The organism is Streptomyces sp. CB01580, assembly GCF_001905795.1.
Taxonomy (GTDB): domain Bacteria; phylum Actinomycetota; class Actinomycetes; order Streptomycetales; family Streptomycetaceae; genus Streptomyces.
In genome coordinates, this window is sequence record NZ_LIXJ01000003.1 from 66,888 (window position 1) to 91,931 (window position 25,044).

Consider the following 25,044-nt stretch of genomic DNA (forward strand, 5'->3'; position numbering starts at 1 on the left):
TGGCCGACCGCCATCCCCGCCGCTGTCGCCTCCGGAGCTGAACTCGCCCCCGCCGTTGCCCCCGGACGGCCTGTCCTGTGGACATGACGGTCCATCAAAGCGGGTCGGCACTCGCCGACTTGCTCACCAGCAAGGACTTGTTCATCCGGAGGCCGGCCCCGGGCGCCCCGCGTCGACCTGGAGCTGCTTGATCCCGTTGAGCCAGGCCGAGCGCAGCCGTCGCGGTTCACCGACCAGCCGCAGGGACGGCATCATGTCGGCGATCGCGTTGAAGATCAGGTTGATCTCCATCACGGCCAGGGACTTGCCGAGGCAGAAGTGCGGGCCGCCACCCCCGAAGCCGAGGTGGGGATTGGGATCGCGGGTGATGTCGAAGGTCTCCGGGTTCTCGAAGACCTCGGGGTCGTTGTTGGCCGACGAGTAGAACAGCCCGACCCGGTCCCCCTTCTTGATCAACTGCCCGCCCAGTTCGACGTCCTGGGTGGCGGTCCGCTGGAAGGAGACCACCGGGGTGGCCCAGCGGACGATCTCCTCGGCGGTCGTCTCCGGACGCTCGCGCTTGTAGAGCTCCCACTGGTCGGGGTGGGTGAGGAAGGCGTGCATCCCGTGGCTGATGGCGTTGCGGGTGGTCTCGTTCCCGGCGACGGCCAGCAGGATCACGAAGAAGCCGAACTCGTCGGAGGAGAGGTTCCCCTGGCCCTCGGCGGCGACCAACTGGCTCACGATGTCCTTGGCCGGGCACTCCTTGCGGGCCGCCGCGAGGTTCATCGCGTACGAGATCAGCTCCATGGCCGCCTCGGTGCCGACCTCCTCGGTGATCGCGTACTCCGGATCGTCGTACGCGGCCATCTTGTTGGACCAGTCGAAGATCTTGGACCGGTCCTCCTGCGGTACGCCGATGAGTTCGGCGATCGCCTGGAGCGGCAGTTCGACCGCGACCCGGGTGACGAAGTCGAACGAACCGTCGGCTTCGAGGCTCGCTGCGGAGCTCGCCCCGGGGTCCGAACCGGAGTCCGCACCGGGGCTCGTACCGGAGTCCGCGCCGGGGCCGGTGTCGCGGCCGGCTCCGGCGAGCGCGGATTCCACGATCGAGCGGGCCCGGCTGCGCAGGGCCTGTTCCAGGGAGCGCACCGCCCGGGGGGTGAAGCCGCGCTGGACGATCTGGCGTACCCGGGTGTGCTCGGGCGGGTCCATGTTCAGCATGATCAGCTTCTGGACCTCGATCTGGTCCCGGCCGATGGACTCGTTGAAGCGGATGACCGCCGTGTTGGTGTGGGACGAGAACAGCTCCGGGTGGGTGGAGACGTACTTGACGTCCGCGTGCCGGGTGACGACCCAGTAGCCCTCGTCGTCGAAACCGGAGATGCCGGCCGGCTGGGTGCACCACCAGACCGGTGCGGTCTGCCGCATCTCGGCGAACTCCGGGTGCGGGACGCGGGCTTGGAGCAGGTCAGGATCGGTGAAGTCGAAGCCTTCGGGCAGATGGGGGCAGGGCATCGGCGTCTCCAGGTCGGTCCGAGGGCCGTCCGACGCTGTCTGACGGTCCATCAGAAGTTGTCCGCAAGGTAGTAACGGGTTCTACAACTGGCAAGAGGGGTGGTCGGTTCTGTTGCGCGAAGAGCGGGTGGGGCGACCGTGGAGCGGACCGCAGTGGAACGGTACTACTCCCGGCGGCGTTCACCCGGTCGCGGCAGTCGGTGCGTGCAGCACCCTTGCGCACCGACGGCGGGTCTCATAAGACTGCCCAAAGAACTAGAACGCGTACTAGTTTGCTTCCGCGGGCGCCGGGACGCCTCTGCGGAGGCGCGAGGAGAGGACGAGCTCATGGCCGCGGAACCCGTCATCGTCGAAGCCGTACGCACCCCCATCGGCAAGCGCGGAGGCGCGCTCGCCAATCTGCACCCCGCCTATCTGCTGGGCGAGACCTACCGGGAGCTCCTCGGGCGCACCGGGATCCACGCCGACTGCGTCGAGCAGATCGTCGGCGGCACGGTCACCCACGCCGGCGAACAGTCCATGAATCCGGCCCGCAACGCCTGGCTCGCCGTGGGGCTTCCGTACGAGACGGCCGCCACCACCGTGGACTGCCAGTGCGGTTCCTCGCAGCAGGCGTCCCACATGGTCGCCAACATGGTCGCGGCCGGGGTGATCGACATCGGGATCAGCTGCGGCGTCGAGGCGATGTCGCGGGTGCCGCTGGGCAGCGGTTCCAAGCACGGGCCCGGGAAGCCCTGGCCCGACGAGTGGAACGTCGACCTGCCCAACCAGTTCGAGGCCGCCGAACGCATCGCCCGCAAACGCGGTCTGAGCAGGGAGGACGTCGACCGGTTAGGAGTGCTCTCGCAGGAGCGGGCGGCCGTCGCGTGGGCCGAGGAGAGGTTCAAGCGCGAGACCTACGCGGTGCAGGTGCCGACCACCGAGGAGGAGCAGGCCGCCGGGCAGGGTATGTGGCGTCTGGTGGACCGCGACGAGGGACTGCGGGACACCGGCATGGAAGCGCTGGCGGGCCTCAAGCCGGTCATGCCCACCGCGATCCATACCGCGGGCAACTCCTCGCAGATCTCCGACGGGGCCTGCGCGATCATGTGGGCGTCCAAGCGCATGGCGCGCGCGCTCAAACTCAGGCCGCGCGCCCGGATCGTCGCGCAGGCACTCGCGGGCGCCGACCCGCACTACCACCTCGACGGGCCCGTCGACGCGACGCGCGCGGTGCTCGGCAAGGCCGGGATGTCGCTCAAGGACATCGACGTCGTGGAGATCAACGAGGCCTTCGCGTCCGTGGTGCTCAGCTGGGCCCAGGTCTTCGAACAGGATCTGGACAAGGTCAACGTCAACGGCGGGGCCATCGCGCTCGGCCACCCGGTCGGTGCCACCGGCGCCCGGCTGATCACCACCGCCCTGCACGAACTGGAGCGCCGGGACAAGGAGTTCGCCCTGATCACGATGTGCGCGGGCGGTGCCCTGGCGACCGGCACGATCATCCAGCGGCTGTGACGGCGAGCCGTACGCCCATGGGGAGAAACCCGGGCCCGGGGTGCGGTCGACGGCACTCCCGGACCGGGGGCCGGACCCATGTGCGTCCGGTGTCCGGCCGTATAGCGTCGGAGGAATGAAAGAGAACAGCCTTACGGGCAAGGCGGCTCGGGGTCGCCTTCGCCGTCGTCGCACCGTCCGGCGGGGACTCGCCGCCGCCACCGTCGTGGTCCTGACCGCGCTCGGTGCAGCCCCCGCCGTCGCGACCGTCGCCCCCGCTGTCACTGCTTCCGCCGCCGAATCGGCCCCCGGTGCCACCACCTTCGTCGCACAACATCCCCTGGCACACGGCGAATCGCATCGGACCGGCTCCGCGCACGGCCACCGGGGCGACCTCCTCGACGTCACCCCGGTGGCCGGTCTCGAACGTTTTGACGTCATCCGGTTCCTGGCCTCCGGCGGTGTGGACACCGGCACCGTTCGCCACGGAGTGCGGGCCTACCGACTCACCTACCGCACCGTCACCCCGCAGGGCGCGCCCACCACCGCCACCGGCCTCCTGGCCCTTCCCGAGGGCGGTCCGCACCGCCTCGACCTGGTCTCCGACACCCACGGCACGATGGCCCACCGGGACTACGCCCCCTCCGTCGGCGAGGACTTCGGCCGCCTCGCCCCGTACCTCCACGCCTCCGCGGGCCGCGCCGTCGCCGCCCCCGACTACCTGGGGCTCGGCAAGGGGCCGGGCCGCCACCCGTACATGGACACCGGGTCCGCCGTCACCGCCTCCCTCGACATGCTGCGCGCCTCCCGCACCGCCGCGCGGAGCCTGGGCCGGTCGCTCACCGGCGATCTGTACGTCAGCGGCTTCTCCCAGGGCGGCCAGGTCGCGATGGCCCTGGCCAAGGCCCTCGACAAGGGCGCCGAACGGCACTTCCGGCTCCGTGCCCTCGCTCCCGTCTCGGGACCGTACGACATCGAGCACGCCGAGATGCCCGCCCTGTTCGACGGCCGGGTCAACGACATCAGCGGCGTCTTCTACATGACGTACTTCCTCACCGCGCAGAACCGGCTCCACCCACTCTACGAGGACCCCTCCGAGGTCTTCCGGGAGCCGTACGCGGGCATCGTCGACGACCTCTTCGACACCCACCACACCGAGGAGGAGATCATCCCCGCCCTGCCCGCGACGCTGCGGGAACTGCTCACCGACGACTACTACCGGCAGATGCAGCACCCCTCCGGCGCCCTGCTGGCCGCCGTGCGCGCCCAGGACGGCAGCTGCGCCTGGACGCCGGGCGTCCCCGTACGTCTCCACACCTCGTCCAAAGACACCGACGTGCCCGCTGCCAACACCCGCTCCTGCGCCGCCGACCTGGCCGCGCACGGCGTCGAGGCCGAGGTCGTCGATCAGGGGACGACGGACCACATCGCCACGTACGTGAAGTCGGGCCCGGAGATCGTGCGGTGGTTCGACGCCGTCGCCGCGCGGCGCTGAACGGGCCCCTTCCGGGCGGAGTCGGCCGTCTCCGCCCGGGAAGGGGCCGGGGCACCGGCCGGCTCCGCCCGCCGCTGCCCCGGCGGCGGGCGCTCAGTACGGCAGGTGCGTGGGGAAGGCGGTGGTCGGGGCGAACAGCGCCGCGTACGCCTGCTCGTCGAAGTTCTGGCGGCGGTGGCGGCCCGACCGGTTCACCTCCGGGGCCGGGTCGGCGAGCGTGAGCATTCCGTCGTTGGCGAGCTCCTGCACCCGCATCAGCAATGCCCGGACATCCAGGCCGAGTTCGGCCGCGACCGTCTGCACGTCGAGCCCGGACTCCCAGCTCCACAACAGCACGGAGTCCATGCTGGGCGACCAGGCGACCGTGCTGTTCGCCTCGAACGGGGGCGCCGGGGGAGGAGAGGAGGGAGGCGGGGGCACGGTCGGGGGCGTGGCCGGCACCGGCGGCACGATCACGGGCGGCGTGCTCATGCGCGCGCTCCCCGTCGTCCGCACCGTCATCTCCTTGCGCGGACGCGGCAGAGGGATCTCGGGAGCGGGAGCGGGAGCGGGAGCAGGAGCAGAGGCGGGAGCGGGAGCGGGGGCGGCGCCGGGAACCGGGCCGGCGGCGGGAACCGGGCCCGGGGCGGCGGCGGTTTCGCCGGGTGCCTCCTTGGGCGCCGGCTGCTTCCGGCTCAGCAACTTCTGGGCGAGCGAGCGTGCGTCATTGCGGCCCACCGTGCGTCGTGCTAATCGCACTTCGCGTTCGTTCAGGCCCATCAGGTCCGCGATGGATCCGTCGTCGCCGACCGTGACGGCGAACGCGGCCAGCGTCCGGCTCCGCTCCGCCTGCGCCTCGTCCAGCAAAGCCTGCGCTCGGCGCATGCGTTCGTCGCTGGCGCAGAAAGCTTCCGCCAGGACGGTGTTCCGATCCCAGAAATCACGAGGTTCCACGTATGTGACAACGCTCCGGCCGCTGACGGGAACGGACGTCAGAGCAAAATGCGCCTATATGGACCAACGGGTAATTAAGTCGTCCAAGTAAGAGAAAACCGGGCCTTTGCCGGGTGTTGACGCGGTGCGCAATGTCCCGAAAGCCCTGAAATCTGGGGAAAAGTAGAGGGAAATCGAGGGAATGGAGAGGGAGTGACCGTCACTCTACTCGGTCATGGAGGTCAAGCGGATGCGCGGGCCCTCACCCGTCAGGGGCGTCGAACGTGCCCCGCGCGTCGAAGGCGGCCCGGCGCGTGGCCCGGCGCAGCGCCTTCAGCAGCGTCGAGCCCAGGGTCAGGGTCAGCACCACGGTGAGGACGGCCCGGCCCAGGTCCCAGCCGAGCGAGGTCGCCACGCAGTAGGCCAGGAAGCGGACCAGGTTCTCGGACAGGGGATCACCCGCGTGGTACGAGATCCCCGAGCCGGCGCCGGGCACGATCGTCCATCCGTACAGGTTCATCACCGTGCCGTACGCGAACGCCGCCAGGAACCCGTACCCGGCGAGCATCAGCAGCTCGGCCCGCCCGCGCAGCCGGTCCGGGCCCGGCAGCAGACCCGCGCCCATGGTGAACCAGCCCATCGACAGCATCTGGAACGGCATCCACGGCCCCACCCCGCCGGTCAGCAGCGCCGACGCGAACATGGTCACCGAGCCGAGCACGAATCCGAAGCCGGGGCCGAGCACCCGGCCGCTCAGCACCATCAGGAAGAACATCGGCTCCAGGCCCGCCGTGCCCGCGCCGAGCGGGCGCAGCGCGGCACCGACCGCGGCCAGCACCCCCAGCATCGCCACCGCCTTCGCGTCCAGCCCGGAGTCGGCGATCATCGCGACGACCACGCCGACCAGCAGCGGCAGCAGCGCGGCGAACAGCCACGGCGCGTCCTGGGAGTGCGCGAGACCGGAGCCCGCGTCGGCCAGCAGCGGCCAGCCGAACGCGACCACGCCGATCGCGCTGATCAGCACGAGCGCGGCGATCGCGCGCGGCCCCAGACGCACCGGCCGTACCGTCCGGCCCGACCGCCGCGCATGCCCGGTGAGGGCCGTGCGTCCCGTCCGGGCCGGGCCGTTCGTTCGCTCCACGGGGCCCGCGGGCGCGCGACGCCCGTCCGCCACCTTCGCCGCCCGTCCCTCGGGCCCGCTCGTCACCGCTCCTCCAGCGCGTCACGGACCTGTGCCACGGTCAGCCACTCCTGCGGGGCGAGGATCTTCGCGGTCTGCGGGGCGAATGCCGGGGAGGAGACCACCACCTGCCGGGTCTCCCCGTCCGCGACGACCTCCCCGTCGGCGAGGATCACCACCCGGTGCGCGAGATCGGCGGCGAGTTCCACGTCGTGCGTCGCCAGGACGATCGCGTGCCCGTCGGCGGCGAGCCCCCGCAGCACCCCGGTCAGCCGGGCCTTCGCCGCGTAGTCCAGACCGCGGGTCGGCTCGTCCAGGAGCAGCAGCGGCGGACGCGCGGTGAGCACCACCGCCAGGGCGAGCGCGAGCCGCTGCCCCTCGGAGAGATCACGGGGATGGGTGTCGTCCGGCACACCGGGCAGCAGCTTCGAGACCAGCTCCCGGCAACTGCCCGCGGCGGCGCCCGCGTCGGTGTCGGCGGCGGCGCACTCGGCGGCGACCGTGTCCGCGTACAGCAGATCGCGCGGTTCCTGCGGTACGAGCCCGACCCGGCGCACCATCTCGCGCGGCGGCGTGCGGTGCGGGGTCCGGCCACCGACGAGGACGGTGCCCGCGGTGGGTTCGACCATGCCGACGAGCGTGCCGAGCAGCGTGGACTTGCCCGCGCCGTTGCGGCCCATCAGGGCGACGGTCTCGCCCGGGGCGACGGAGAGCGTGACCCGGCGCAGCGCCTCGACGCGCCCGCGCCGCACGCCGAGGTCCTCGACCCGGGCCGGGACGTCGACGGCGGGCCCGGGAACGGGGGCGGCCGTGTGCGTGCCGCGTCCCAGCAGCCGGGCCAGGGCGCCGCGTCGCGCGGGGGCGGGCGCGGCGGGCAGCGGGGACACCAGGGTCCGGGCCGGGGCGGGCGCGGCGGGCGGTCGCCGGTCCGCGAGCCGTTCGCGCAGGCCGGTGGCCCGGCGCCGGGCATCACGGACCGACAGCGGCAGCGGCTCCCACCCCGCCAGCCGGCCCAGAGCCACGACCGGCGGACGGACCGGGGAGACGGCCATGACATCGGCGGGGGCGCCCATGACCGGAGCGGCGCCCGGCGACGGCAGCAGGACGACCTGGTCCGCGTACTGCACCACCCGTTCCAGCCGGTGCTCCGCCACCAGGACCGTGGTGCCCAGGTCGTGCACCAGCCGTTGCAGCACGGCCAGCACCTCCTCGGCCGCCGCCGGGTCGAGCGCGGACGTCGGCTCGTCGAGGACCAGGACCTTCGGATGCGGGGTGAGCACCGAACCGATCGCCACCCGCTGCTGCTGCCCTCCGGAGAGCGTGGAGATCGGCCGGTCCCGCAGCCCGGCCAGACCCAGCAGGTCCAGGGTCTCCTCGACCCGCCGCCGCATCACGTCCGGGGCCAGCCCCAGCGACTCCATGCCGTACGCCAGCTCGTCCTCGACCGTGTCGGTGACGAAGTGGGAGAGCGGGTCCTGGCCCACCGTGCCGACCACGTCGGCGAGTTCGCGCGGCTTGTGGGTACGGGTGTCGCGCCCCGCGACCGTGACCCGGCCGCTCAGCCTGCCACCGGTGAAGTGCGGCACGAGACCGGAGACGGCCCCCAGCAGCGTCGACTTGCCGACCCCGGACGGGCCGACCAGCAGCACCAGTTCGCCCTCGGGAACGGTCAGATCGATCCCGGACAGGGTGGGACGCTCCGCCCCCTCGTACCGCACCGAAACCTGCTCGAACCGGATCACTGGTCCTCCTCGGGACTCGGCCGCGTCTTCGAACCGGCGCCCACCGGCGGCGGAACGGGGGCCACCAGCGCGGGCAACAGCCCCACCAGCACCGCCGCCGCGGGCCACAACGGGAGCACCGGCGCGGTCAGCGGTACGACCCCGGGGTGCAGCGCCTCCGCGTCGACACCGCCCGCCCAGATCATCGCCACCGCCACCACGACCCCCGAACCCGCCACCAGCCAGGCCCGCGCACCCCACCGGTCGGGCCGGTAGCGGGTACGGACCGACCGGGCACCGCCCAGGCGCAGCCCGGCCGCCGCCGCGACGATCCCGGCGATCAGCAGCGGCAGCCCGTACACCGCGCCCTGCGCGGCCAGCAGCCCGTACGTGCCCGCGCACACCCCGAGCAGCCCGCCGAGCGTGAGCGCGTTCGTGGTGCGCCGGACGGCGGGCGAGACCTCGGCGGTACGCCCGTAGCCGCGCGCGTCCATCGACGCGGCCACCGCGACCGACCGCTCCAACGCGCCCTCCAGGACCGGAAGTCCGATCTGGAGGACCGCCCCGACACCGCCGGTCGGGCGGCCCCGCAGCCGTCGCGCGGTGCGCAGTCGCGCCACGTCGGCGACCATGTTCGGCGCGAACGTCATCGCGACGACGACGGCGACCCCCGCCTCGTACAGCGCGCCCGGCAGCGACTTCAGCAGCCGGGCCGGGTTCGCGAGCGAGTTGGCCGCGCCGACACAGATCAGCAGGGCGGCCAGCTTCGCCCCGTCGTACAGCGAGAAGACCAGCTGCTCGGCGGTGACCCGGCCACCGATCCGGACGCCCTGCGCCCAGTCGGGCAGCGGCACCTCGGGGAGCGTGAACAGCGGATGCGTACCGGGGATCGGCGAGCCGAGGAGGACGGAGAAGACCAGCCGCACGCCGACGACGAACAGCCCGATCCTGATGAACGCCCCGTACGAACGGGCCCAGGGCGCGTCCGTACGGCGCGCGGCGACCACATAGCCCGCGACCCCGACGAGGAGGCCGAGCAGCAGCGGGTTGGTGGTGCGGGAGGCGGCGGTGGCGAGGCCCAGTGCCCACAGCCACCACGCCCCTGCGGGCAGGGCGTTGCTCCGGTTCGCCTCGGGTGCGCGCAGCGCGCGCGGCGGCCGGTCGGCGGTGCGGGCGGCGCGAGTGGCACGGGCAGGGGTGACGCCGGTGGTGCGGGTGGGACCGGTCGCCGGACGGCCGGTGGCCGGGTGGTCGGGTGCCCCGTCCCCGGTCGCCGGGCCGCTGGTCGGAGTGGTCATCCTCGGCGGCGGCGGGCCTGCACGACCGCGGCCGAGCCGAGGACGAGAACGGCACCGACCCCGACGAGCATCCCGGCGGACGGTCCGCTGCCGGAACCGTCGGAACCGACGGAACCGTCGGCGGACGCGGCGGACGTGGCGGGGGCGGACGCGGCGGGCTTCTCGTGCCCGTCGCCCGACACCTGCTCGCCGCAGCCGGAGGCCGGGTACCCGGAGATGGCGCACAGCAGCGCGTTGCCGTCGTAACGCAGCGGCTTGGCCACCGCGGCGAGCGCCTCGGCGGTGCTCGCGTCCGGAGCGACCACGGCACACGCGGTCCGGAGCGCGGGCGGGGTCCGCCCGTCCGGGGCGTCCGTCGCGGTGCCCGGGTCGATGACGAGCGCGACCCGCTTGGACCCCTTCTCGGCAGGGGTGTCCGCACAGATCTTCGCGAAGCCGGGGGCGTGGCGCGGCCGGGCCGCGTCCTGGGAGTCCTCGCTCACCGCGAACCGGAAGCCCTGCACGGCACCGTCGTCCGGCCGGACCAGGGCGGGGCCCTGGGTGGCGTACGTCCAGTCCTGGCCCGAGCCCTCCCAGAACGACCAGTACCGGTAGCCGGCCGCCTGGGCCTCTCCCGCGCCCAGCACGGCCAGCAGCACCGCGCTCAGCACCGCGGCGGCGGCCCCTCCCGTCCGCCTCACAGCTGCTGGTTCTTCCGGCGGCCGCTGATCAGGAAGCCGACGCCCGCACCGACGACGAGGCCGATGCCGACGAACCACCACACGCCGCCGATCACGTCGTCGCCGCTGTGGACCCGGTCCTTCTCCGTGGCCTCGTACCCGGTGTCGCCGGACGGGTCGGGGGTCGTGATGGCCGCGGGCTTCGGGCCGGTCGCGTTCAGCCTGTCGACCAGGTTCACGCCGCCGAAGTCGCGGGCGTCGTTCCCGGTCGCGTGCGCGGCCAGGACCAGCTGCGCGTAGGCGGCGGGGCCGTTCTGCTCGGCCCAGGCGCCGGAGTTCCTTTTCAGCCAGGCCACGGCCTTGGCCGCCTCGTCCTTGTGGCCCGAGGCGGACAGCGCGACGACCGCGTCCGCGGTGTTGCCGACGTCGGGCTGAGGGGCGGAGTCCTCGGCGCCCGGCATCGGGGCCAGGTCGAGGTGGCCCTTCGCGGCGAGGGCGCCGACGAGGTAGTGGGCGCCGTTCTGGGCGGCCTGCTCGGGGGTGAGGGCGGAACCGGAGGCCGCGGGGCGGCAGCTGGTCCCCTTGGCGGCGGCGTTGTTGCCGGTGGCCAGGGCCTTGCCCATGGAGCCGAGCACGGCGGCGGCGGTGGCGTCCGCGTTGGCCGTGAGCTTCCCCGCCTTGTCCGGCTGGTACGCGAACGCGCCGCCGTCCTTCTCACCGCACGGGATCGAGAGCGCGAGCAGCGGATCGTACGGGGACTTGCCGTCGGCCGTGACGATGTCCGCGAGCCGCTGCCCCTGCCGGGCGAGGGCGCCGATCACGAGGGAGGTGGAGTTGGCGTCGCTGGGCGCGCCCGCCGTGTAGCCCCAGCCGCCGTCCTCGTTCTGCACGGACTTCAGCCAGCGGACCGAGTCGTTCACGGTCTCCCCGTGCCCGCCGACCTCGGCGAGGGCCTGCACGGCGACCGCGGTGGCGTTGGTGTCCAGCACCGTCTTCGCGTCGCACGGCTTGGCGGCGTCGGGCCGGTACGCGGCGTAGGCGCCGTTGGCGCACTGCTGGCCGATCAGCCAGTCGACCGACTTCGCGGCGGGCGTCACGCCTTCGACCCGCTGCGCGAGAAAGGCCAGCGACTGCCGCCAGACACCGTCGTAGGTGGGGTCCTTCGTGCCGTACAGCCCGGCGGGCAGTGCGGCGGACGGCGTGGGCGACGGGGACGGCGCCGCGACCGCGACCGGGGCGGCCGCGCAGAGCACGGCGGCCGTGGTCGCGGCGAGCGTTGCCGCGGTGCGGCGTACGGTCATGGCGGGCGGGGCCTCTCCTGTGCGGGGATCCGGACCGGGCACAGGCACGCTCACGCACCAGGCTCCGACTCCGTATACCTCGACGGTGCCGACCACCGGGGTTCCGGTGGTCCGAGCCGGTCACAACCGCGTCCAGGGCATTCCGACTCACCGTCCACGGGACGGCTCACGGCTGCGTGGTCAGTGCCGGATTCGCACCGGCTTCCCCCTGTACGGGCATGATGACGACCCACTCACTCTACCGGGCTACCCGGAAGGGGCCCGGGGCGGGCGTCGTTCCGGGAAGGAGGGTGGGGCCAGGGCGCCGCCCGCGCCCGTACCGCGCCGCACGCCCCTCACACCGCGACCTACGCCATCGCCCGTCGCCATGACGTCGCTCACACCGCGATGTACGTCACGGGGTCGCTCCCCGTCACCGCCTCCGCGCGGCCCAGCTTCACCAGCCGCCGCAGATGCGCCTCGGCCTCCGAGACCGCGATGTTGCGCGAACCGTGCGGGATCCGGTCCCACGGCCGGTTCCACTCCATCCGCTCGGCCAGCTCCCACGGGGTCAGCGGGGAGGACAGCAGCCCGAGGAGCCCTGCCAGCCGGTCCTCGTGGTGGTCGAGGAGCTCCCGTACGCGCCCGGCCGCGTCCGTGAACGCGTACTGGTGGGCGGGCAGCACCTCCGCCACCCCGAGCCGGCCCACGCGCTCCAGGGAACCGAGGTAGTCGCCCAGGGGATCGGTGACCGTGTCGTCGTCCGGGTCCTCGTACAGCCCGATGTGCGGGCTGATCCCGGGCAGCAGATGGTCACCGGAGAACAGCCGCCCCCGGCCGGGCAGACCGGTCGGATGCTTCTCCTCCAGATGCAGGCAGACATGACCGGGGGTGTGGCCGGGCGTCCAGACCGCCCGCAGCCGCCGCCCAGCCAGGTCCAGGAGCTCACCGGGCACGATCTCCCGGTCCGGCAGCGCGGCCCGCGCCCCGGGCAGGGTGCGCATACGCCCCCGGTCCGCCGCCGCGGCCCGCAATGGCGCGAGGTGCGCCTCGGGCGCGCCGACCGCGGTGAGCTTGGCGACGAGGTAGTTCAACCAGGTGCCCGGCTCCGACTCCCGGGTCCGGCGCACGATCTCGGCGTCCGCCGCGTGCATGGCGATCCAGGCCCCGGACGCCTCGCGCACCTGCCCGGAGAGGCCGTGGTGGTCGGGGTGGTGGTGGGTGATGACGATGCCATGGATGTCGGCGACGGTTACGCCGACGGCGGTCAGCCCGGCGGTGAGCGCGTCCCACGCCTCCGGATCGTCCCACCCGGTGTCGACCAGGACCGGACCGCGATCGGTGTCGACGACGTGGACGAGGGTGTGGCCGAGTGGATTGTCCGGGATGGGCACCTCGATGCTGTGCACGCCCCCGCCGTGGTCGGTCACCTGCGTCATGGGCTCTCCCTCTCCCCGCTGTCCGGCCGCCTCACCGGACGTACGACTGTGCGGTGCGCGGTGGTCGGTGTGCGCCGCCCACCGACCACCTGCCCACTGTAACGAGAACTTGTTCCAGTGGTAGCCCTGGGCGACCATCTGGCCCATCTCGGAGCGCGGACTCGAACACGACGAACAGCCGGGCCCTGGTGGGCCGGTGAGTTCGCGGTTCGGTGCCGGAGTGGTGTGATCACGCTGATCACGTTTGCGTGCCCGGCGTCGCACTTTCCGTCGTCCGTCTCGCGTGCGTACCGCACCTTGACGATGGGTTTCACACGTCCGTGGGCCTTGTTCGAGACCCGGCCCCAGTACTGGATGTCGGCGCCTTGCTGGTGTTCTCGCTGGTCAACCAGGCCCAGCGCCCACAGCGTCGCGAAGCCGGGCCGTTGCGCCGGCGGTGACTGCAGTGTCTGCACCACTACCATCAAGGAGCACAAGCGGGCAGAGGCTGAGGCCCGCGCCGCCGAAGAGGCCGAAGGCCGGGAGGAAGCCGGGAGGAATGGTCTCTTTGGTTTCCTGCGCTGACCCCCTCCGATGCCTTACCTCGCGCAAGGCATCGACGTGCGCATCGTCGCCCGCGACCAGAGCATGCAGGGGCCCGGAGGGACGCGCATAGCGCTGAGGCATATGCGTTTCCAGTCAAGAGGCAGTCTGCTTTGTGGGTATATCTACCGGTCGGGCGTAGGCATTCGGGCCATGAACCAATACATGCTTGACCCTTCGTGATAGGTCACATAATTTGGCGATCAACGGTTGCAATCAACCGCCGCAGGGGGTCACTTTCACGCCAGAGTTTTCACTCTTGGCGCATATGTCGTTCCCCTTCTGCTACGTGATGGAACGGGTTTTGCTATTCCTGGGGAGGGTTCAATATGAGCGCGTTCGCTCACAAGATAGTCCGCAGTGCAGCGGTGGCCGGTCTGACGTTGGCGGTCATGGGGGGAATGGGCGTTGCCCAGGCGTCGACTTCGGCCCCGAGCGGCGAGGTATCGGTTCAGGAAACGTGTCCGGGCAGCGGTCAGATCGGTTACGGCCGGGTATGCACCACGCTGTCGAGTGGTCGCCTGTTCCACGACAAGACGCAGGGTTCCGGCCCGGTGAACGTCAGGACCTGGTACGAGAAGTCGAGCGGCGGAACCATCTCGGCGAAGCTGGGGTTCAACTATGCCGGTACAACCACGTGGGGTTCGACGTTCAGCCAGGCATCGGGCACGACCAAGAGTGCCTCGTGGGATCGTAACTGGCCGTCGGACTGCTACTCCACCATTGGGATGCTGTCGGTGACCGGGCAGGGAACGTTCCAGACGCCCTCGGGCACCTGCTGAGTTTTCATCCACTGCCCCGCCCCGCGACTCACGCGGGGCGGGGCGCTCCCGTTTGAAGGTGTTGCGCCACCATGTTGCAAGCTGTTTTCAATGGTCGAGGTGAGTTCGTTCTCATCGCGTTGGCCGCAGTGACGATTGCGGCTCTCATCGGCTACTTCGCCGCGAAAAGGTTTCTGAATCGCCCATGGGCGTATGCGGGGCTTTCTGCCGTCCTGGTAGCGGAGCTGAGCGTTACCATTTTCTTTCCGTCCCCGGGTCATGTGTCCGGCCAGTGTGTCCTCAACCGGAATTTCAGTGAGCCTTTCGCGACAGAGCAGGGTCTGCTGAATGTGGCGATGTTCCTTCCTATCGGGCTCCTTGGGGTCCTTGCCGTCCGACGCGTATTTCCTGTCTTCCTGGGTGGGGCGCTGCTGTCGGTGGTAACCGAGCTCAGCCAGGCGCTCGCCCCGTGGGTGGGGCGAAGCTGTGACAGCGGTGATGTGCTGACCAATACGCTGGGCGCGGCGGCCGGGGCTCTCGCCGGCTGGGCGGTTGTCCGTGCGGCCCGAGGTGAGCTTCTGTCCCTACGCTCCGCAGCGAAGCCGACTGCTGTCATCTTCGTGACCGGCTTTCTCGCCTGTGCTGTGGTGTGGAAAGCCTGGATCACTCCCTTGGCTGTGGACTCCACGAGCCTGCAGATCGCGGGAGGCGACGAGAAGTCCCAGGCGCAGCAGGTCCTCGCCAAGGCCTTCGACGACCACTTCGACATCGCGAACGTACAGCTCCAGCCCGGGCAGAACGGCGCCCCCGACATGCTGTTGATCACCACACAGACGGGGTTCGCCGAACTGAGCTGGCCGGACAAGGAACAGCTCACGGTCAGCCTGGAAAACTCGAGCAAGCCAGGTCCCGGCAGTTTTCCCGTGACAGGCGCCGGAGCTGCACCCAAAACGGCCGACGAAGCGCTCCGCATCGCCACGAAGTACGCGAAGGAGCGCTTCCCCTGGGGCCTCAAAGACTCATACGTGAAATCCTTCCCGGTCGGAGATGATGCGGAGTTCGGCTGGATGGTCAGCTGGCGAAGTCGTATCGACGGCGTGCTCATGCCCATGCGTCTGGACGTGCAGATCAACCGAGCCGGCCGCGTCTCCGCGCTACTGACCCGGCATACAGAAGAATCGGTTTCACTCCCCCCGCGCCGGGTGAGCGAGAAGCAGGCCGCAGCCACGGCCTCCAAGTTCGCTGGTGGAGCGAAGACAGAGGCAGGCAACTTGCTGGCCATCCGACGCGAAGACGAATGGCGGGCACAATGGACCATTCCGGTCTCAGTTGGCAACGACGTCTACCCGGTCTACGTCGACGCTGAAACAGGAAAGGTGGATGAAAGGGCCTCTCCCACCCAGGGCCTGCCCACCACACCCAACTGACCTGGCGTTTTGCACAACCGCAGCAGCGCTACTCGCAGCGTTCGACTGCCCCGGCGCGGGAGGCAGCTGGATGCCTTGCCGCGAGGCCTGACGTAAGGCCCGGGCGTCAAGAGAGTCGTCTCCATGGCGTCCGGGCCGTACAACCAGGCTTCCTCTAGCCGTTCCAGGGGCGTGTCCGTCCTTGAGCTTGTCGTCTAATTAAGGCGACGCCTCCACGGAGTCAGTGATCCACTTCAGGCACCGCACACAGTTCCGGGTTGTCCCACGGATGACGCTCAAGGAGATGCGCTTCCGGCGCCGGGTATTGGTCCGCGGTCGTCTTGAGAAGGACTTGCCATTCCTCGCCGGTGCCGTACTCGCAGTGGTGCCAGAAGACGCTTGTGACCGGCTGATGATCTGGGCGCCTGCAGCGATCCGCTGCTGTACTACGAGTCCCGCGAGGGTCACTGCTTGGTCCTTCGTCGCCGTGGCCGTGGAGACTTGCACCTATTCAGTCATGGCCGGGAGCGTAGCCAACAGCGAGCTGTTCAGCACTCAGCCGACGGTGACGAGAGATGATCCCGAACGCACGAGACCGGCCCCTTCCAGTGGTCGTCCCAATGCCCCGGTTCAATGGGTGCGGTGGACTTCGAGATCAGGAAATACAGAACCGGGAGCGGGCGCCGTCCGGAGGGTGAGCGGGAGGCACAATTCGAGCTGAGGCGGTAGTCCGGGACATCATGCCTGGCTGTCACAGCGGGACAGGAGAGGAATGTCTTCCGGAAAGTATGAAGAAGCGGCCGATGCCGCAGGGCTTCGTGCCCGGCTGCGGCACGTGTACTGGATCGGCGGCGGGAGCGGCGCGGGGAAGTCGACCATCAGCCGCCGAGTCGCCGATCGCTGCGGTTGGCGGCTCTACGCCACCGACGACGTGATGCGGGACCACGCTCGACGGACCACGCCCCAGGAGGCCCCCTTCCTGCATGAGTTCATGGCCATGGACATGGACGAGCGGTGGGTGAACCGGTCTCCGGAGACCATGCTGGAGACGTTCCACTGGTTTCGCGGTGAGGGCTTCGGCTTGATCATCGAGGACCTCCTTCGCCTGCCGCGGGAACCGTGTGTCCTCGCGGAGGGCTTCCGGCTGCTGCCGCACCTGGTGAAACCCCTGCTCACCGTTCCCGAGCAGGCCGTCTGGCTCCTGCCCACGCCTGAATTCCGCCAGGCCGCCTTCCGGAGCCGGGCCGTGCCGGGGGAGGGGTTCGTATGGGAGACCAGCGATCCGGCCAAGGCCGGCCGTAACCTCGCCGAACGGGACGGCATGTTCACAAGACGCCTTCAGGAGGTGGCCGAGCGTCTCCGGTTGTGCTCCATCCGGGTCGACACCACATCGACCGAGGATGCTCTCGTCGAGCAGGTGACCACGGCGTTCGGACTCCGACGGCGACCGGCGCCGTGAATCCGGCCCGCGTCCCGGGCGGGTCGCCGGAGCACGTCGGGGCCCTCGCTTTCGGCGGGCCCGGCTGTGGGCCGTGGTTCTCCGGAAGCGCCGCGCACGTGGACTCCTGGAACTGGAACTGGTATCAGTTTTGACGGTCCATCAGGAATTCTCGTAACGCCGGTTCGCGGGAGGCAACAGCCATGACCGAGCTTGTCGAACACGGAAAACTGTTCATCGGCGGTGAGTTGGTCGATCCGCTGGGCCGGGAGGTCATCGAGGTCGTATCGCCCCACACCGAACAGGTCATCGGCCGGGTGCCGCACGCCTGCGAGGCGGACGTGGACCGGGCCGTCGCCGCCGCGCGGCGGGCGTTCGACGAGGGGCCCTGGCCGCGCATGGCCCTGGACGAGCGGATCGCGGTCGTGACCAGGATCAAGGACGCGTTCGCCGCCCGGTACGAGGAGATCGCCCGGGTCATCAGCTCGGAGAACGGCACTCCGTACACGTCCAGCGTGATGGTGCAGGCGCTCTCCGCGATGATGGTGTGGGACGCGGCGATCACCGTCGCCCGTACCTTCCCGTACGAGGAGCGGCGCGACGGGGCGCTGGGGCCGCTGCTGGTGCGCCGGGAGCCGGTGGGGGTGGTCGCGGCCGTGGTGCCGTGGAACGTTCCGCAGTTCACTGCCGCCGCCAAGCTCGCGCCCGCGCTGCTCGCCGGGTGCTCCGCCATCCTCAAGGCGTCGCCCGAATCCCCGCTGGACGCCTACGTCCTGGCCGAGATCGCCGCCGAAGCCGGTTTGCCCGAGGGCGTGTTGTCGATCCTGCCGGCCGACCGGGAGGTCAGCGAGTACCTGGTCGGGCACCCGGGCGTGGACAAGGTGTCGTTCACCGGGTCGGTGGCCGCGGGGCGCCGGGTGATGGAGGTCGCCTCCCGCAACCTCACCCGGGTCACACTGGAACTCGGCGGGAAGTCCGCCGCCTTGATCCTCCCGGACGCCGACCTGGAGACGGCCGTCGCCGGGATCGTCCCGTTCGCCTGGATGATCAACGGGCAGGCCTGCGTGGCCCAGACCCGCATCCTCGCCCCGCGCTCCCGCTACGACGAGACGGCGGAGGCGTTCGCCGCCGCCGCAGCCGCGTTGAAGATCGGCGATCCGCTCGACCCCGCCACCGAACTCGGCCCCCTGGTCGCCGAACGCCAGCAGCGGCGTTCGCTCGACTACATCCGGATCGGCCAGGACGAGGGCGCCAAGATCCTGTCCGGCGGTGGCCGTCCGGCCTCCCAGGAGCGGGGCTGGTACGTCGAGCCGACACTCTTCGGGGACGTCGACAACTCCATGCGCATCGCCCGCGAGGAGATCTTCGGCCCCGTCATCTGCCTGATCCCGTACGGCGACGAGGACGAGGTGGTGCGCATCGCCAACGACTCCGACTACGGCCTCAGCGGCAGCGTCTGGACCGCAGACACCGAGCACGGCATCGACATCGCCCGCCGGGTCAGGACGGGCACGTACAGTGTGAACACCTTCAGTCTCGACATGCTCGGCCCGTTCGGCGGGTACAAGAACTCCGGCCTGGGACGGGAGTTCGGGCCCGAGGGGTACGGCGAGTACTTCGAGCACAAGATGATCCACCTGCCGGCCGGTTACCAGGCCGGTGCCGCTGACGAGGGAGGCGCGTGATGGGGGACCGCTGGGCCGTGGAGGTCGACCGGAGGATCTGCATCGGCTCCGCGTTGTGCGTGAACCACGCCCCGGACACCTTCGCGCTGGACTCCGCCCGCCAGTCGCGGCCCGCCTCCCCGGAGAGCGACGCGGACGAGCGGGTCCTGGCGGCGGCCGAGGGATGCCCGGTCGAGGCCATCCTGATCACGCTCGCCGACTCGGGGGACGTGGTGTTCCCGCCGGAGGAGTAGCCGCCCCGGTCGCTGTGATGCGTGGCGGGGGGCGGACGGGGCACCCCGGGCGTTGTCCGGTTCACCGCTCCACGGGCGACACGGCGAGCGCGGGACGCAGGTGCCTCCGGGCGAACGGTGCGGTTCCCAGGACGAGTACGGCGAAGGCGGCGAGCCGTTGCAGCCCCGGCTCGTCCACGAACGTGCTGTGCTGGATGCCGTACACCGCGTACCAGTTGGCGGCGAGGTCCGTCGTCATGATGAGGCAGGCGAGGTCCACCCCGAGGCGCCTTCCCCGAAGCAGAAGCAATGCCGCCAGGGTGTCGAAGAGGGCCAGCGAGGACCAGTACAGGTTCAGCCAGAGCGGCGCCCAGGTGTAGGGGCGGAGGCCGTGCCGCAGCAGGTCGGTGACATGGGCGACGCTGCCCACGCACAGCAGGACGGCCGCGTACGCGCACACCAGCGCCACCGCCCATCGGGGAGCGCGGCGCATCCAACCGGTCATGGCGAAGATTGTGTCAGGAGACGCGCGCGGGCGGTCGGGAACGGGGCCGGGGGTGGTCGTGCGGAGCCCGCACGGCCACCCCCGGTGGGAGCGAGCAGGCTCAGGGCGCGCAGCCCGTGTCGGCGAGCACGAAGTGGCCCGTCGGTGCCTCCCGCAGGGTGTGGGCGATGAAGATGTTGTACAGGCCCATGTTCTGGTTCGAGCCGTTGGCGTAGACGTGGCCGAGCGTGGTGTGTGCCCTTCCGGCCGCCACGTGCGCGTAGTTGCTCGCCGTGAAGCAGCGGGCGGGTGCGGAGCCGGTGGTGGTCGCCGTGACCTGCGCCGAAGCCGTGCCGGGGGTGCCCGAGGCGTCGACCGCGGTCACGGTGTAGCGGTAGGCGGTACCGGCGGCGAGGCCCGGGTCCGTGTACGTCGTAGCCGTGGGGGAGGCGGCCTTCGCGCCGTCGCGGTGGACCACGTACGAGGCGGCGCCCTCGACCGCGTTCCAGGAGAGCGCGACGCTGTCCGCCGAGACGCCCGTGACGCGGAGGCCGGACGGGGCGGGGAGGTGGTCTCCGTCACCTCCCGGGGTGCCCTGGTCGAGGCCCCAGAAGACGGCCGTGTGGTACGTGGAGCAGATGGCGTTCAGGAAGTACGCGGCCGTCGAGCCGCACTGCTCCGTGCCCGTACCGGGGCTCACCGCCAGGCCGTGACCCATGCCGGAGACCGAGTACGTCCGGACGGCCGGCCGCCCGGAGGCGTCGTCGTACGTGCTGCGCGTCGTGCTGCCCGGGAGGGTGTCCGTCGACGACGGGGTCTGGCCGATGCCCCAGACGTCGGTCCACTGGTCGCGCAGGGCCGTGGCGTTGGCCGGGGCGACCGTGTAGTCGGCCGTGCCCTGCCAGATCGCGACCCGGGGCCAGGGGCCCGAGTAGCCCGGGTGGGAGGCGCGGACCTTGTCGCCCCACTGCGCGGGCGTCAGCTTCACCGTGCCCGTCTGGCAGGCGGACGCACCCGCCTGGCTCGTCGCGCACTGGGCGGGCAGGCCCGAGGCCACGGAGCCGCCCGCGAACACGTCCGGGTACGCGGCCAGCAGGTCGGCCGTCATGCCGCCGCCCGCCGACAGGCCGGTCACGTACACCCGGTCACCGTCCGAGCCGTAACTCTGCTTCGCGTACTCCACCATCTGTGCGATCGACGCGGCCTCGCCCCTGCCCCGGCCGCTGTCGGCCGGATCGAACCAGTTGAAGCAGGACAGCGCGTTGTTGGCGGCCGTGGTCTGCGGGAAGACCACGGCGAAGCCCCACAGGTCCGCGTACTTCGGCCAGCCGGAGTTGGCGTAGTAGGCGTCGGCCGTCTGCGTGCAGCCGTGCAGGGCCACCACCACGGGCGCGTTCGCGGGCAGATCGGCCGGGACGTACGCGAACATCTGGAGATTGCCGGGGTTGGTGCCGAAGCCGGTGACCGGTTGCAGGCCGCCCGCGGCCACGGCCGAGGCCGCCTTGGGAGCCGCGGCCTCGGCCGGCGGGGCGGTCGCCGCGGTGCTCAGCGTCGCCGCGACGAGCGCGAGCGCGGCGGTGGGGACGACGCGTCGGAGCAGGCGTCGCAGGATCGATGGGCGCACGGATGCCTCCCTGTGCTCGGTGGGCCGGGGTCTCCCGGCCGGTCGGACGGTTGCGGGTGCTTCGGGCCCGGACGAGGTGCGGGGCGTTCGTCCCGGGTGTTCCCGGTGTTCCGGGTGTCCTGGGTGGTCCGGTGTTCCGGGTGTTCCGGTGTTCTGGGTGGTCCGGTGTTCTGGGTGTTCTGGGTGTTCTGGGTGTTCCGGGTGTTCCGGGTCGTCCGGGTGAGTGGGGCGTGTTGGGCGGGCGTTGGGCGGGTGTTCGGCACGTGTTGGGCGAGTCGGGTGCGGGGCGGACGCTATGAGCCGGTGTCCTCGCCGCCCATGGGCCCGGCGGACACTCCCGGATCCCCGCTGTGTGCGCGGGCGCTCTTGCGTGCGTCGGCATCGAGTGCGCTTCAACGCGCAGACTCCGCCCCGTCGACGGGACCGAAGGCCCTTGGCCCGCCCGCCCGGTCAGGTCTTCGGCCCCGCCCCGCCGACGGCCCGTCAGGGCCGGTCCGCGACGGCTGCCGGTGCCGGACACCGGACCGCCCGTGCGGACCCGCACCCGGCTCCGGGCCGTCCCCGGGCCCGCGCCGAGCCCGTGCGGCACCGGACCCGTGTCCCGCCCCGGTCCACCCCCGGCTCCGGACCGTCCCCCGGCCCGTGCGGCCCCGCACCATGTAGGCCGCCACCATGCCGCCGTACGACGGTGTGTGCACCGGCCCCGTGTGACGCGGGCTCCGGTCTCCTTACGGTGACGGCCATGGAGACTCCTCAGAGCCAGGACCACGGGCCCGCCGGGACCGCGGCCCCGCACGCCGCCCCGCACGTCGTTCAGCCTGCCGCCCCGCCCGCCACGCCGTCCGCCGCCGCGGACGCGCCCCGGTCGGCGGACCGGCCGCCGCTCGCCGGGCGCACCGCCCTGGTGACCGGTGCCGCGAGCGGGATCGGGCGGGCCTGCGCCCGGGCCCTGGCCGTCGCGGGTGCCCACGTGCACGTCGTGGACAGGACCGCCGACGCCGCCCGGGACCTGGCCGAGGAGATCGGCGGGACGGTGTGGGTGGCCGACCTCTCCGTCCCGGACGAGGTGGACGCGCTGCCCGCCGACGCGGACATCGTCGTCAACAACGCCGGGCTCCAGCACGTCGCCCCCGTGCACGCGTTCCCGCCGGAGCGGTTCGCGCTGATCCAGCGCGTCATGGTGGAGGCGCCGTTCCGCATCTTGCGCCGCACCCTGCCGGGCATGTACGAACGCGGATGGGGGCGCGTGGTCAACATCTCGTCCGTGCACGGTCTGCGGGCCAGCCCCTACAAGTCGGCCTATGTGGCGGCCAAGCACGCACTGGAGGGGCTCAGCAAGGTGGTGGCGCTCGAAGCGGCGGAGCACGGGGTGACGAGCAACTGCGTCAACCCCGGCTACGTACGCACACCACTGGTCGAGGACCAGATCGCGGACCAGGCCCGTACGCACGGCATCTCGGAGGAGGAAGTGGTGGGACGGGTGATGCTGGAACGCAGCGCGATCAAGCGGCTGATCGAACCCGACGAGGTCGCCGAGGCCGTGCTGTGGCTCTGCGGGCCGCACACCGGGCACATCACCGGTACCTCGCTCTCCATGGACGGCGGCTGGACCGCCAACTGACCCACCGACCCCGATGAATTCCGGCCGCCATGTCTGATCCGTCCCAGCCCGCCGACCCCGCCGACCCCGTTGCCGGTATTTCCGCCGCCTCCGCCGCGCCCCATCTGCGGCGTCTCCTCGACCTGCTGGCCGACGGCGCCCCCGCCGAGGAGCTGGGGGCCGTCGCCTCGCAGGCGCGGGCCGCCGGGGTGCGGGCCGGTGATCTGGCGGAGGTGGAGCGGGCCACCGCCACCGCCCTGCGGATCAGGGGCGCCCTGCGCCAGCACCGGCGCCGTGAGCTTCAGCTCACCGCTCTCTTCGATACGGCGGGCGACCTGGCCGCCTCCCGCGAACTGGACGACGTGCTCAAGGCGATCGTCCGGCGGGCGAGGATGCTGCTCGGTACGGACACCGCGTACCTCACGCTTCCCGACGAGGAAGCGGGGGACACGTACATGCGGGTGACCGACGGTTCGGTGTCGGTGCTCTTCCAGAGGCTGCGGCTGGAACTGGGCGAGGGGCTGGGCGGACTGGTGGCGCAGACCGCCCGCCCGTACGCGACCCCCGACTACCGCACCGACGACCGCTTCCGCCACACCCGCAACATCAATGCCGGGGTGCTGGACGAGGGGCTCGTCGCCATCCTGGGTGTCCCCCTGCTCCTGGGCTCCAGCCGCGGCGGCACGGGCAAGGTCATCGGTGTGCTGTTCGCCGCCGACCGCGCGCCCCGGGTGTTCAGCCCCGACGAGGTCGCCCTGCTGTGCTCGCTCGCCGCGCACGCCGCCATCGCCATCGACACCGCCCGCGCGCTCGCCGACACCCGTTCCGCCCTCGACGAACTCGCCGGGGCCAACGCGGAGCTGGCCGAGGCCAACGCGGCCGTACGGGCGCACTCGGCGGCCATGCGGAGGGCCGAGGAGTCCCACGACCGGCTGACGGACCTGGTGCTGCGCGGCCGGGACGTCAAGGACGTCGCCGCCGCCGTCGCGGCACTGCTGGACTCCCCGCTCACCATTCACGATCCGGGCGGCCGGCCCCTCGCGGCCGTCCGGCCCGGTGGCGAGGACTTCGCCGCCGACAGCATGGACGCCGGATGGCTGGCCGAGACCGCGGAGGAGTCCCGTACGGGCGCCCGCGCCGTGCACCGCGACGGACGGTGGATCTGCGCCGTCCTCGCGGGCCGGGAGCTCATGGCCGGACTGGTCCTGCACCGGCGGGCACCGCTCGACGACTCGGACCGGCGGCTGTTCGAGCGGGCCTCCGTCGTCACCGGACTGCTTCTGCTGCTGCGGCGCACGGTGGCCGAGACCGAGAACCGGGTGCGCGGGGAACTGATCACCGACCTGCTGACGGACGCGGACCGCGACCCGGCCGGGCTCGTCGAACGCGGCCGGCGCCTCGGCATCGACCTCGACCGGCCGCATCTGCTGCTGCTGGCCGACGGAGGGGTGCGAGGGCGGCTGGCCCCGGCCGCGGTGCGCTACCTCTTCGGCGGCGACATGCGCGGGGTGAGTGCCGAACACCACGGCCAGGTCGTGCTGCTGGCCGCCGCCGACGGCCTCGGGGCGGGCGCGGGCTTCGAAGACGGTACCGGGGCGGGCGCCGGTGGCGTGGCGCGGGCGGCGGCCTCCCAGCTCGGGCAGCTGGTCCAGGCTCCGGTCACGGTGGCCGCGGCCGGGCCGGCGCGCGGGGTCCGGGAGCTGGCCGCCGCGTACGAGGAGGCCGCCCGCTGCCTGCGCGCCATGCGGGTCCTGGGGCGTGCCGGGGAGGGCGCGTGCGTCGACGAACTCGGCTTCCTGGGCGTGGTGCTGGGCAACGGGCAGAACGTCGACGGTTTCGTGGCGGCGACGCTGGGGCCGCTGCTGGAGTACGACGAGCGGCGCGGCACCCACCTCGTGCGGACCCTGCGCGCCTACTTCGGGTCCGGGGGCAGCCTCGTCCGCGCCAAGGACGAACTCCACGTGCACGTCAACACGGTGGTGCAGCGGCTCGACCGGGTGCAGGTGCTGCTGGGACACGACTGGAACGAGCCCGCACGGGCCCTGGAGATCCAGCTCGCCCTGAAGCTGCACCAGTTGGCGGGGTCCGCGGACTTCCTCTGAAGGTCCATGAGTCGGGGGAGCCTCGGACTGCCCTGAAACTTCACCGGTCGGCGGGGCCCGCGGACTCTCTTCGACGCCTCACGCGTCGGCGGGAGTCCCGGACCGCCCTGAAGCCGTACCGGTCGGCGGGCTCCCGGAGCGCCGACCGTCCTCGGGAGTCCCGGAGCGGTGACGCCTTCCCGGGCACTCGGTG

At 71.7% G+C, this 25,044-nt stretch carries 20 protein-coding genes and 1 riboswitch; of the genes, 9 read left to right on the forward strand and 11 right to left on the reverse strand.

Translation table 11 applies throughout. The annotated features are described in order from the left end of the window. Positions 1-141: 141 nt before the first annotated feature. Positions 142-1,497 (reverse strand): cytochrome P450, encoded by a 1,356-nt coding sequence (locus AMK22_RS05395; protein ID WP_073782751.1) that lies wholly within the window; start codon positions 1,495-1,497, stop codon positions 142-144. 327 nt (positions 1,498-1,824) lie between these two features. On the opposite strand from AMK22_RS05395, the gene AMK22_RS05400 reads away from it, so the two are divergent. Both AMK22_RS05400 and AMK22_RS05405 read left to right on the forward strand, forming a co-directional pair. Further along, positions 1,825-2,994 (forward strand): steroid 3-ketoacyl-CoA thiolase, encoded by a 1,170-nt coding sequence (locus AMK22_RS05400; protein WP_073782091.1) that lies wholly within the window; start codon positions 1,825-1,827, stop codon positions 2,992-2,994. Positions 2,995-3,109: 115 nt separating this feature from the next. Continuing rightward, positions 3,110-4,468: an alpha/beta hydrolase gene (locus tag AMK22_RS05405; protein ID WP_073782092.1), complete on the forward strand. Its 1,359-nt coding sequence runs from the start codon at positions 3,110-3,112 to the stop codon at positions 4,466-4,468. Positions 4,469-4,561: 93 nt separating this feature from the next. On the opposite strand, the gene AMK22_RS40595 is transcribed toward AMK22_RS05405, so the two are convergent. From AMK22_RS40595 to AMK22_RS05440, 7 genes are all read right to left on the reverse strand, one after another. Further along, entirely contained in the window at positions 4,562-5,332 is a 771-nt protein-coding gene (locus tag AMK22_RS40595) for a hypothetical protein (protein ID WP_242433851.1), read from the reverse strand. 310 nt (positions 5,333-5,642) lie between these two features. Then, a complete protein-coding gene (locus AMK22_RS05415; RefSeq protein ID WP_073782753.1) occupies positions 5,643-6,437 on the reverse strand; it encodes an ECF transporter S component in 795 nt (264 codons plus the stop codon). Positions 6,438-6,583: 146 nt separating this feature from the next. Next, complete coding sequence (locus tag AMK22_RS05420) at positions 6,584-8,302, reverse strand: ABC transporter ATP-binding protein (protein ID WP_073782093.1); 1,719 nt, start codon at positions 8,300-8,302, stop codon at positions 6,584-6,586. Beyond that, positions 8,299-9,579, reverse strand: a complete 1,281-nt coding sequence (locus tag AMK22_RS05425; RefSeq protein WP_242433852.1) for an energy-coupling factor transporter transmembrane protein EcfT — start codon at positions 9,577-9,579, stop codon at positions 8,299-8,301. Before AMK22_RS05425 ends, AMK22_RS05420 begins: the two co-directional genes overlap by 4 nt. After that, complete coding sequence (locus AMK22_RS05430; protein WP_073782094.1) at positions 9,576-10,259, reverse strand: SCO2322 family protein; 684 nt, start codon at positions 10,257-10,259, stop codon at positions 9,576-9,578. Before AMK22_RS05430 ends, AMK22_RS05425 begins: the two co-directional genes overlap by 4 nt. Beyond that, complete coding sequence (locus tag AMK22_RS05435; RefSeq protein WP_073782095.1) at positions 10,256-11,539, reverse strand: prenyltransferase/squalene oxidase repeat-containing protein; 1,284 nt, start codon at positions 11,537-11,539, stop codon at positions 10,256-10,258. Before AMK22_RS05435 ends, AMK22_RS05430 begins: the two co-directional genes overlap by 4 nt. A gap of 135 nt (positions 11,540-11,674) precedes the next feature. After that, positions 11,675-11,747: riboswitch (cobalamin riboswitch) on the reverse strand. A gap of 169 nt (positions 11,748-11,916) precedes the next feature. Then, positions 11,917-12,957 carry an MBL fold metallo-hydrolase gene (locus tag AMK22_RS05440; protein WP_073782096.1) on the reverse strand — a complete coding sequence of 347 codons (1,041 nt, stop codon included), beginning with the start codon at positions 12,955-12,957 and terminating at the stop codon, positions 11,917-11,919. Between the two features lie 911 nt (positions 12,958-13,868). Here AMK22_RS05440 and AMK22_RS05450 point away from each other — a divergent pair. After that, complete coding sequence (locus AMK22_RS05450; protein ID WP_073782098.1) at positions 13,869-14,321, forward strand: hypothetical protein; 453 nt, start codon at positions 13,869-13,871, stop codon at positions 14,319-14,321. A 71-nt stretch (positions 14,322-14,392) separates the two neighbouring features. Further along, complete coding sequence (locus AMK22_RS05455; protein WP_073782099.1) at positions 14,393-15,727, forward strand: VanZ family protein; 1,335 nt, start codon at positions 14,393-14,395, stop codon at positions 15,725-15,727. Between the two features lie 220 nt (positions 15,728-15,947). Here AMK22_RS05455 and cutA read toward each other — a convergent pair whose 3' ends face one another. Then, positions 15,948-16,217, reverse strand: a complete 270-nt coding sequence (gene cutA / locus AMK22_RS05460) for a divalent cation tolerance protein CutA (protein WP_242433872.1) — start codon at positions 16,215-16,217, stop codon at positions 15,948-15,950. A gap of 261 nt (positions 16,218-16,478) precedes the next feature. Between cutA and AMK22_RS05465 the strand changes: the two genes are divergently transcribed. From AMK22_RS05465 to AMK22_RS05475, 3 genes are all read left to right on the forward strand, one after another. Then, positions 16,479-17,165, forward strand: coding sequence for a hypothetical protein (locus AMK22_RS05465; protein ID WP_073782100.1), 687 nt, complete (start codon positions 16,479-16,481; stop codon positions 17,163-17,165). 182 nt (positions 17,166-17,347) lie between these two features. After that, positions 17,348-18,829 (forward strand): aldehyde dehydrogenase, encoded by a 1,482-nt coding sequence (locus AMK22_RS05470; RefSeq protein ID WP_073782101.1) that lies wholly within the window; start codon positions 17,348-17,350, stop codon positions 18,827-18,829. After that, positions 18,829-19,062 (forward strand): ferredoxin, encoded by a 234-nt coding sequence (locus tag AMK22_RS05475; protein WP_073782102.1) that lies wholly within the window; start codon positions 18,829-18,831, stop codon positions 19,060-19,062. The genes AMK22_RS05470 and AMK22_RS05475 overlap by 1 nt, the downstream gene beginning before the upstream one ends. Positions 19,063-19,123: 61 nt before the next feature. On the opposite strand, the gene AMK22_RS05480 is transcribed toward AMK22_RS05475, so the two are convergent. Together AMK22_RS05480 and AMK22_RS05485 are read right to left on the reverse strand one after the other, a co-directional pair. After that, positions 19,124-19,546: a hypothetical protein gene (locus AMK22_RS05480; RefSeq protein WP_242433853.1), complete on the reverse strand. Its 423-nt coding sequence runs from the start codon at positions 19,544-19,546 to the stop codon at positions 19,124-19,126. 100 nt (positions 19,547-19,646) lie between these two features. Beyond that, a complete protein-coding gene (locus tag AMK22_RS05485) occupies positions 19,647-21,149 on the reverse strand; it encodes an extracellular catalytic domain type 1 short-chain-length polyhydroxyalkanoate depolymerase (RefSeq protein WP_073782104.1) in 1,503 nt (500 codons plus the stop codon). A 742-nt stretch (positions 21,150-21,891) separates the two neighbouring features. Here AMK22_RS05485 and AMK22_RS05490 point away from each other — a divergent pair. Both AMK22_RS05490 and AMK22_RS05495 read left to right on the forward strand, forming a co-directional pair. Next, positions 21,892-22,770 (forward strand): 3-hydroxybutyrate dehydrogenase, encoded by an 879-nt coding sequence (locus AMK22_RS05490; RefSeq protein WP_073782105.1) that lies wholly within the window; start codon positions 21,892-21,894, stop codon positions 22,768-22,770. Between the two features lie 29 nt (positions 22,771-22,799). Continuing rightward, a complete protein-coding gene (locus AMK22_RS05495) occupies positions 22,800-24,851 on the forward strand; it encodes a helix-turn-helix domain-containing protein (RefSeq protein WP_073782106.1) in 2,052 nt (683 codons plus the stop codon). Positions 24,852-25,044: the final 193 nt, after the last annotated feature.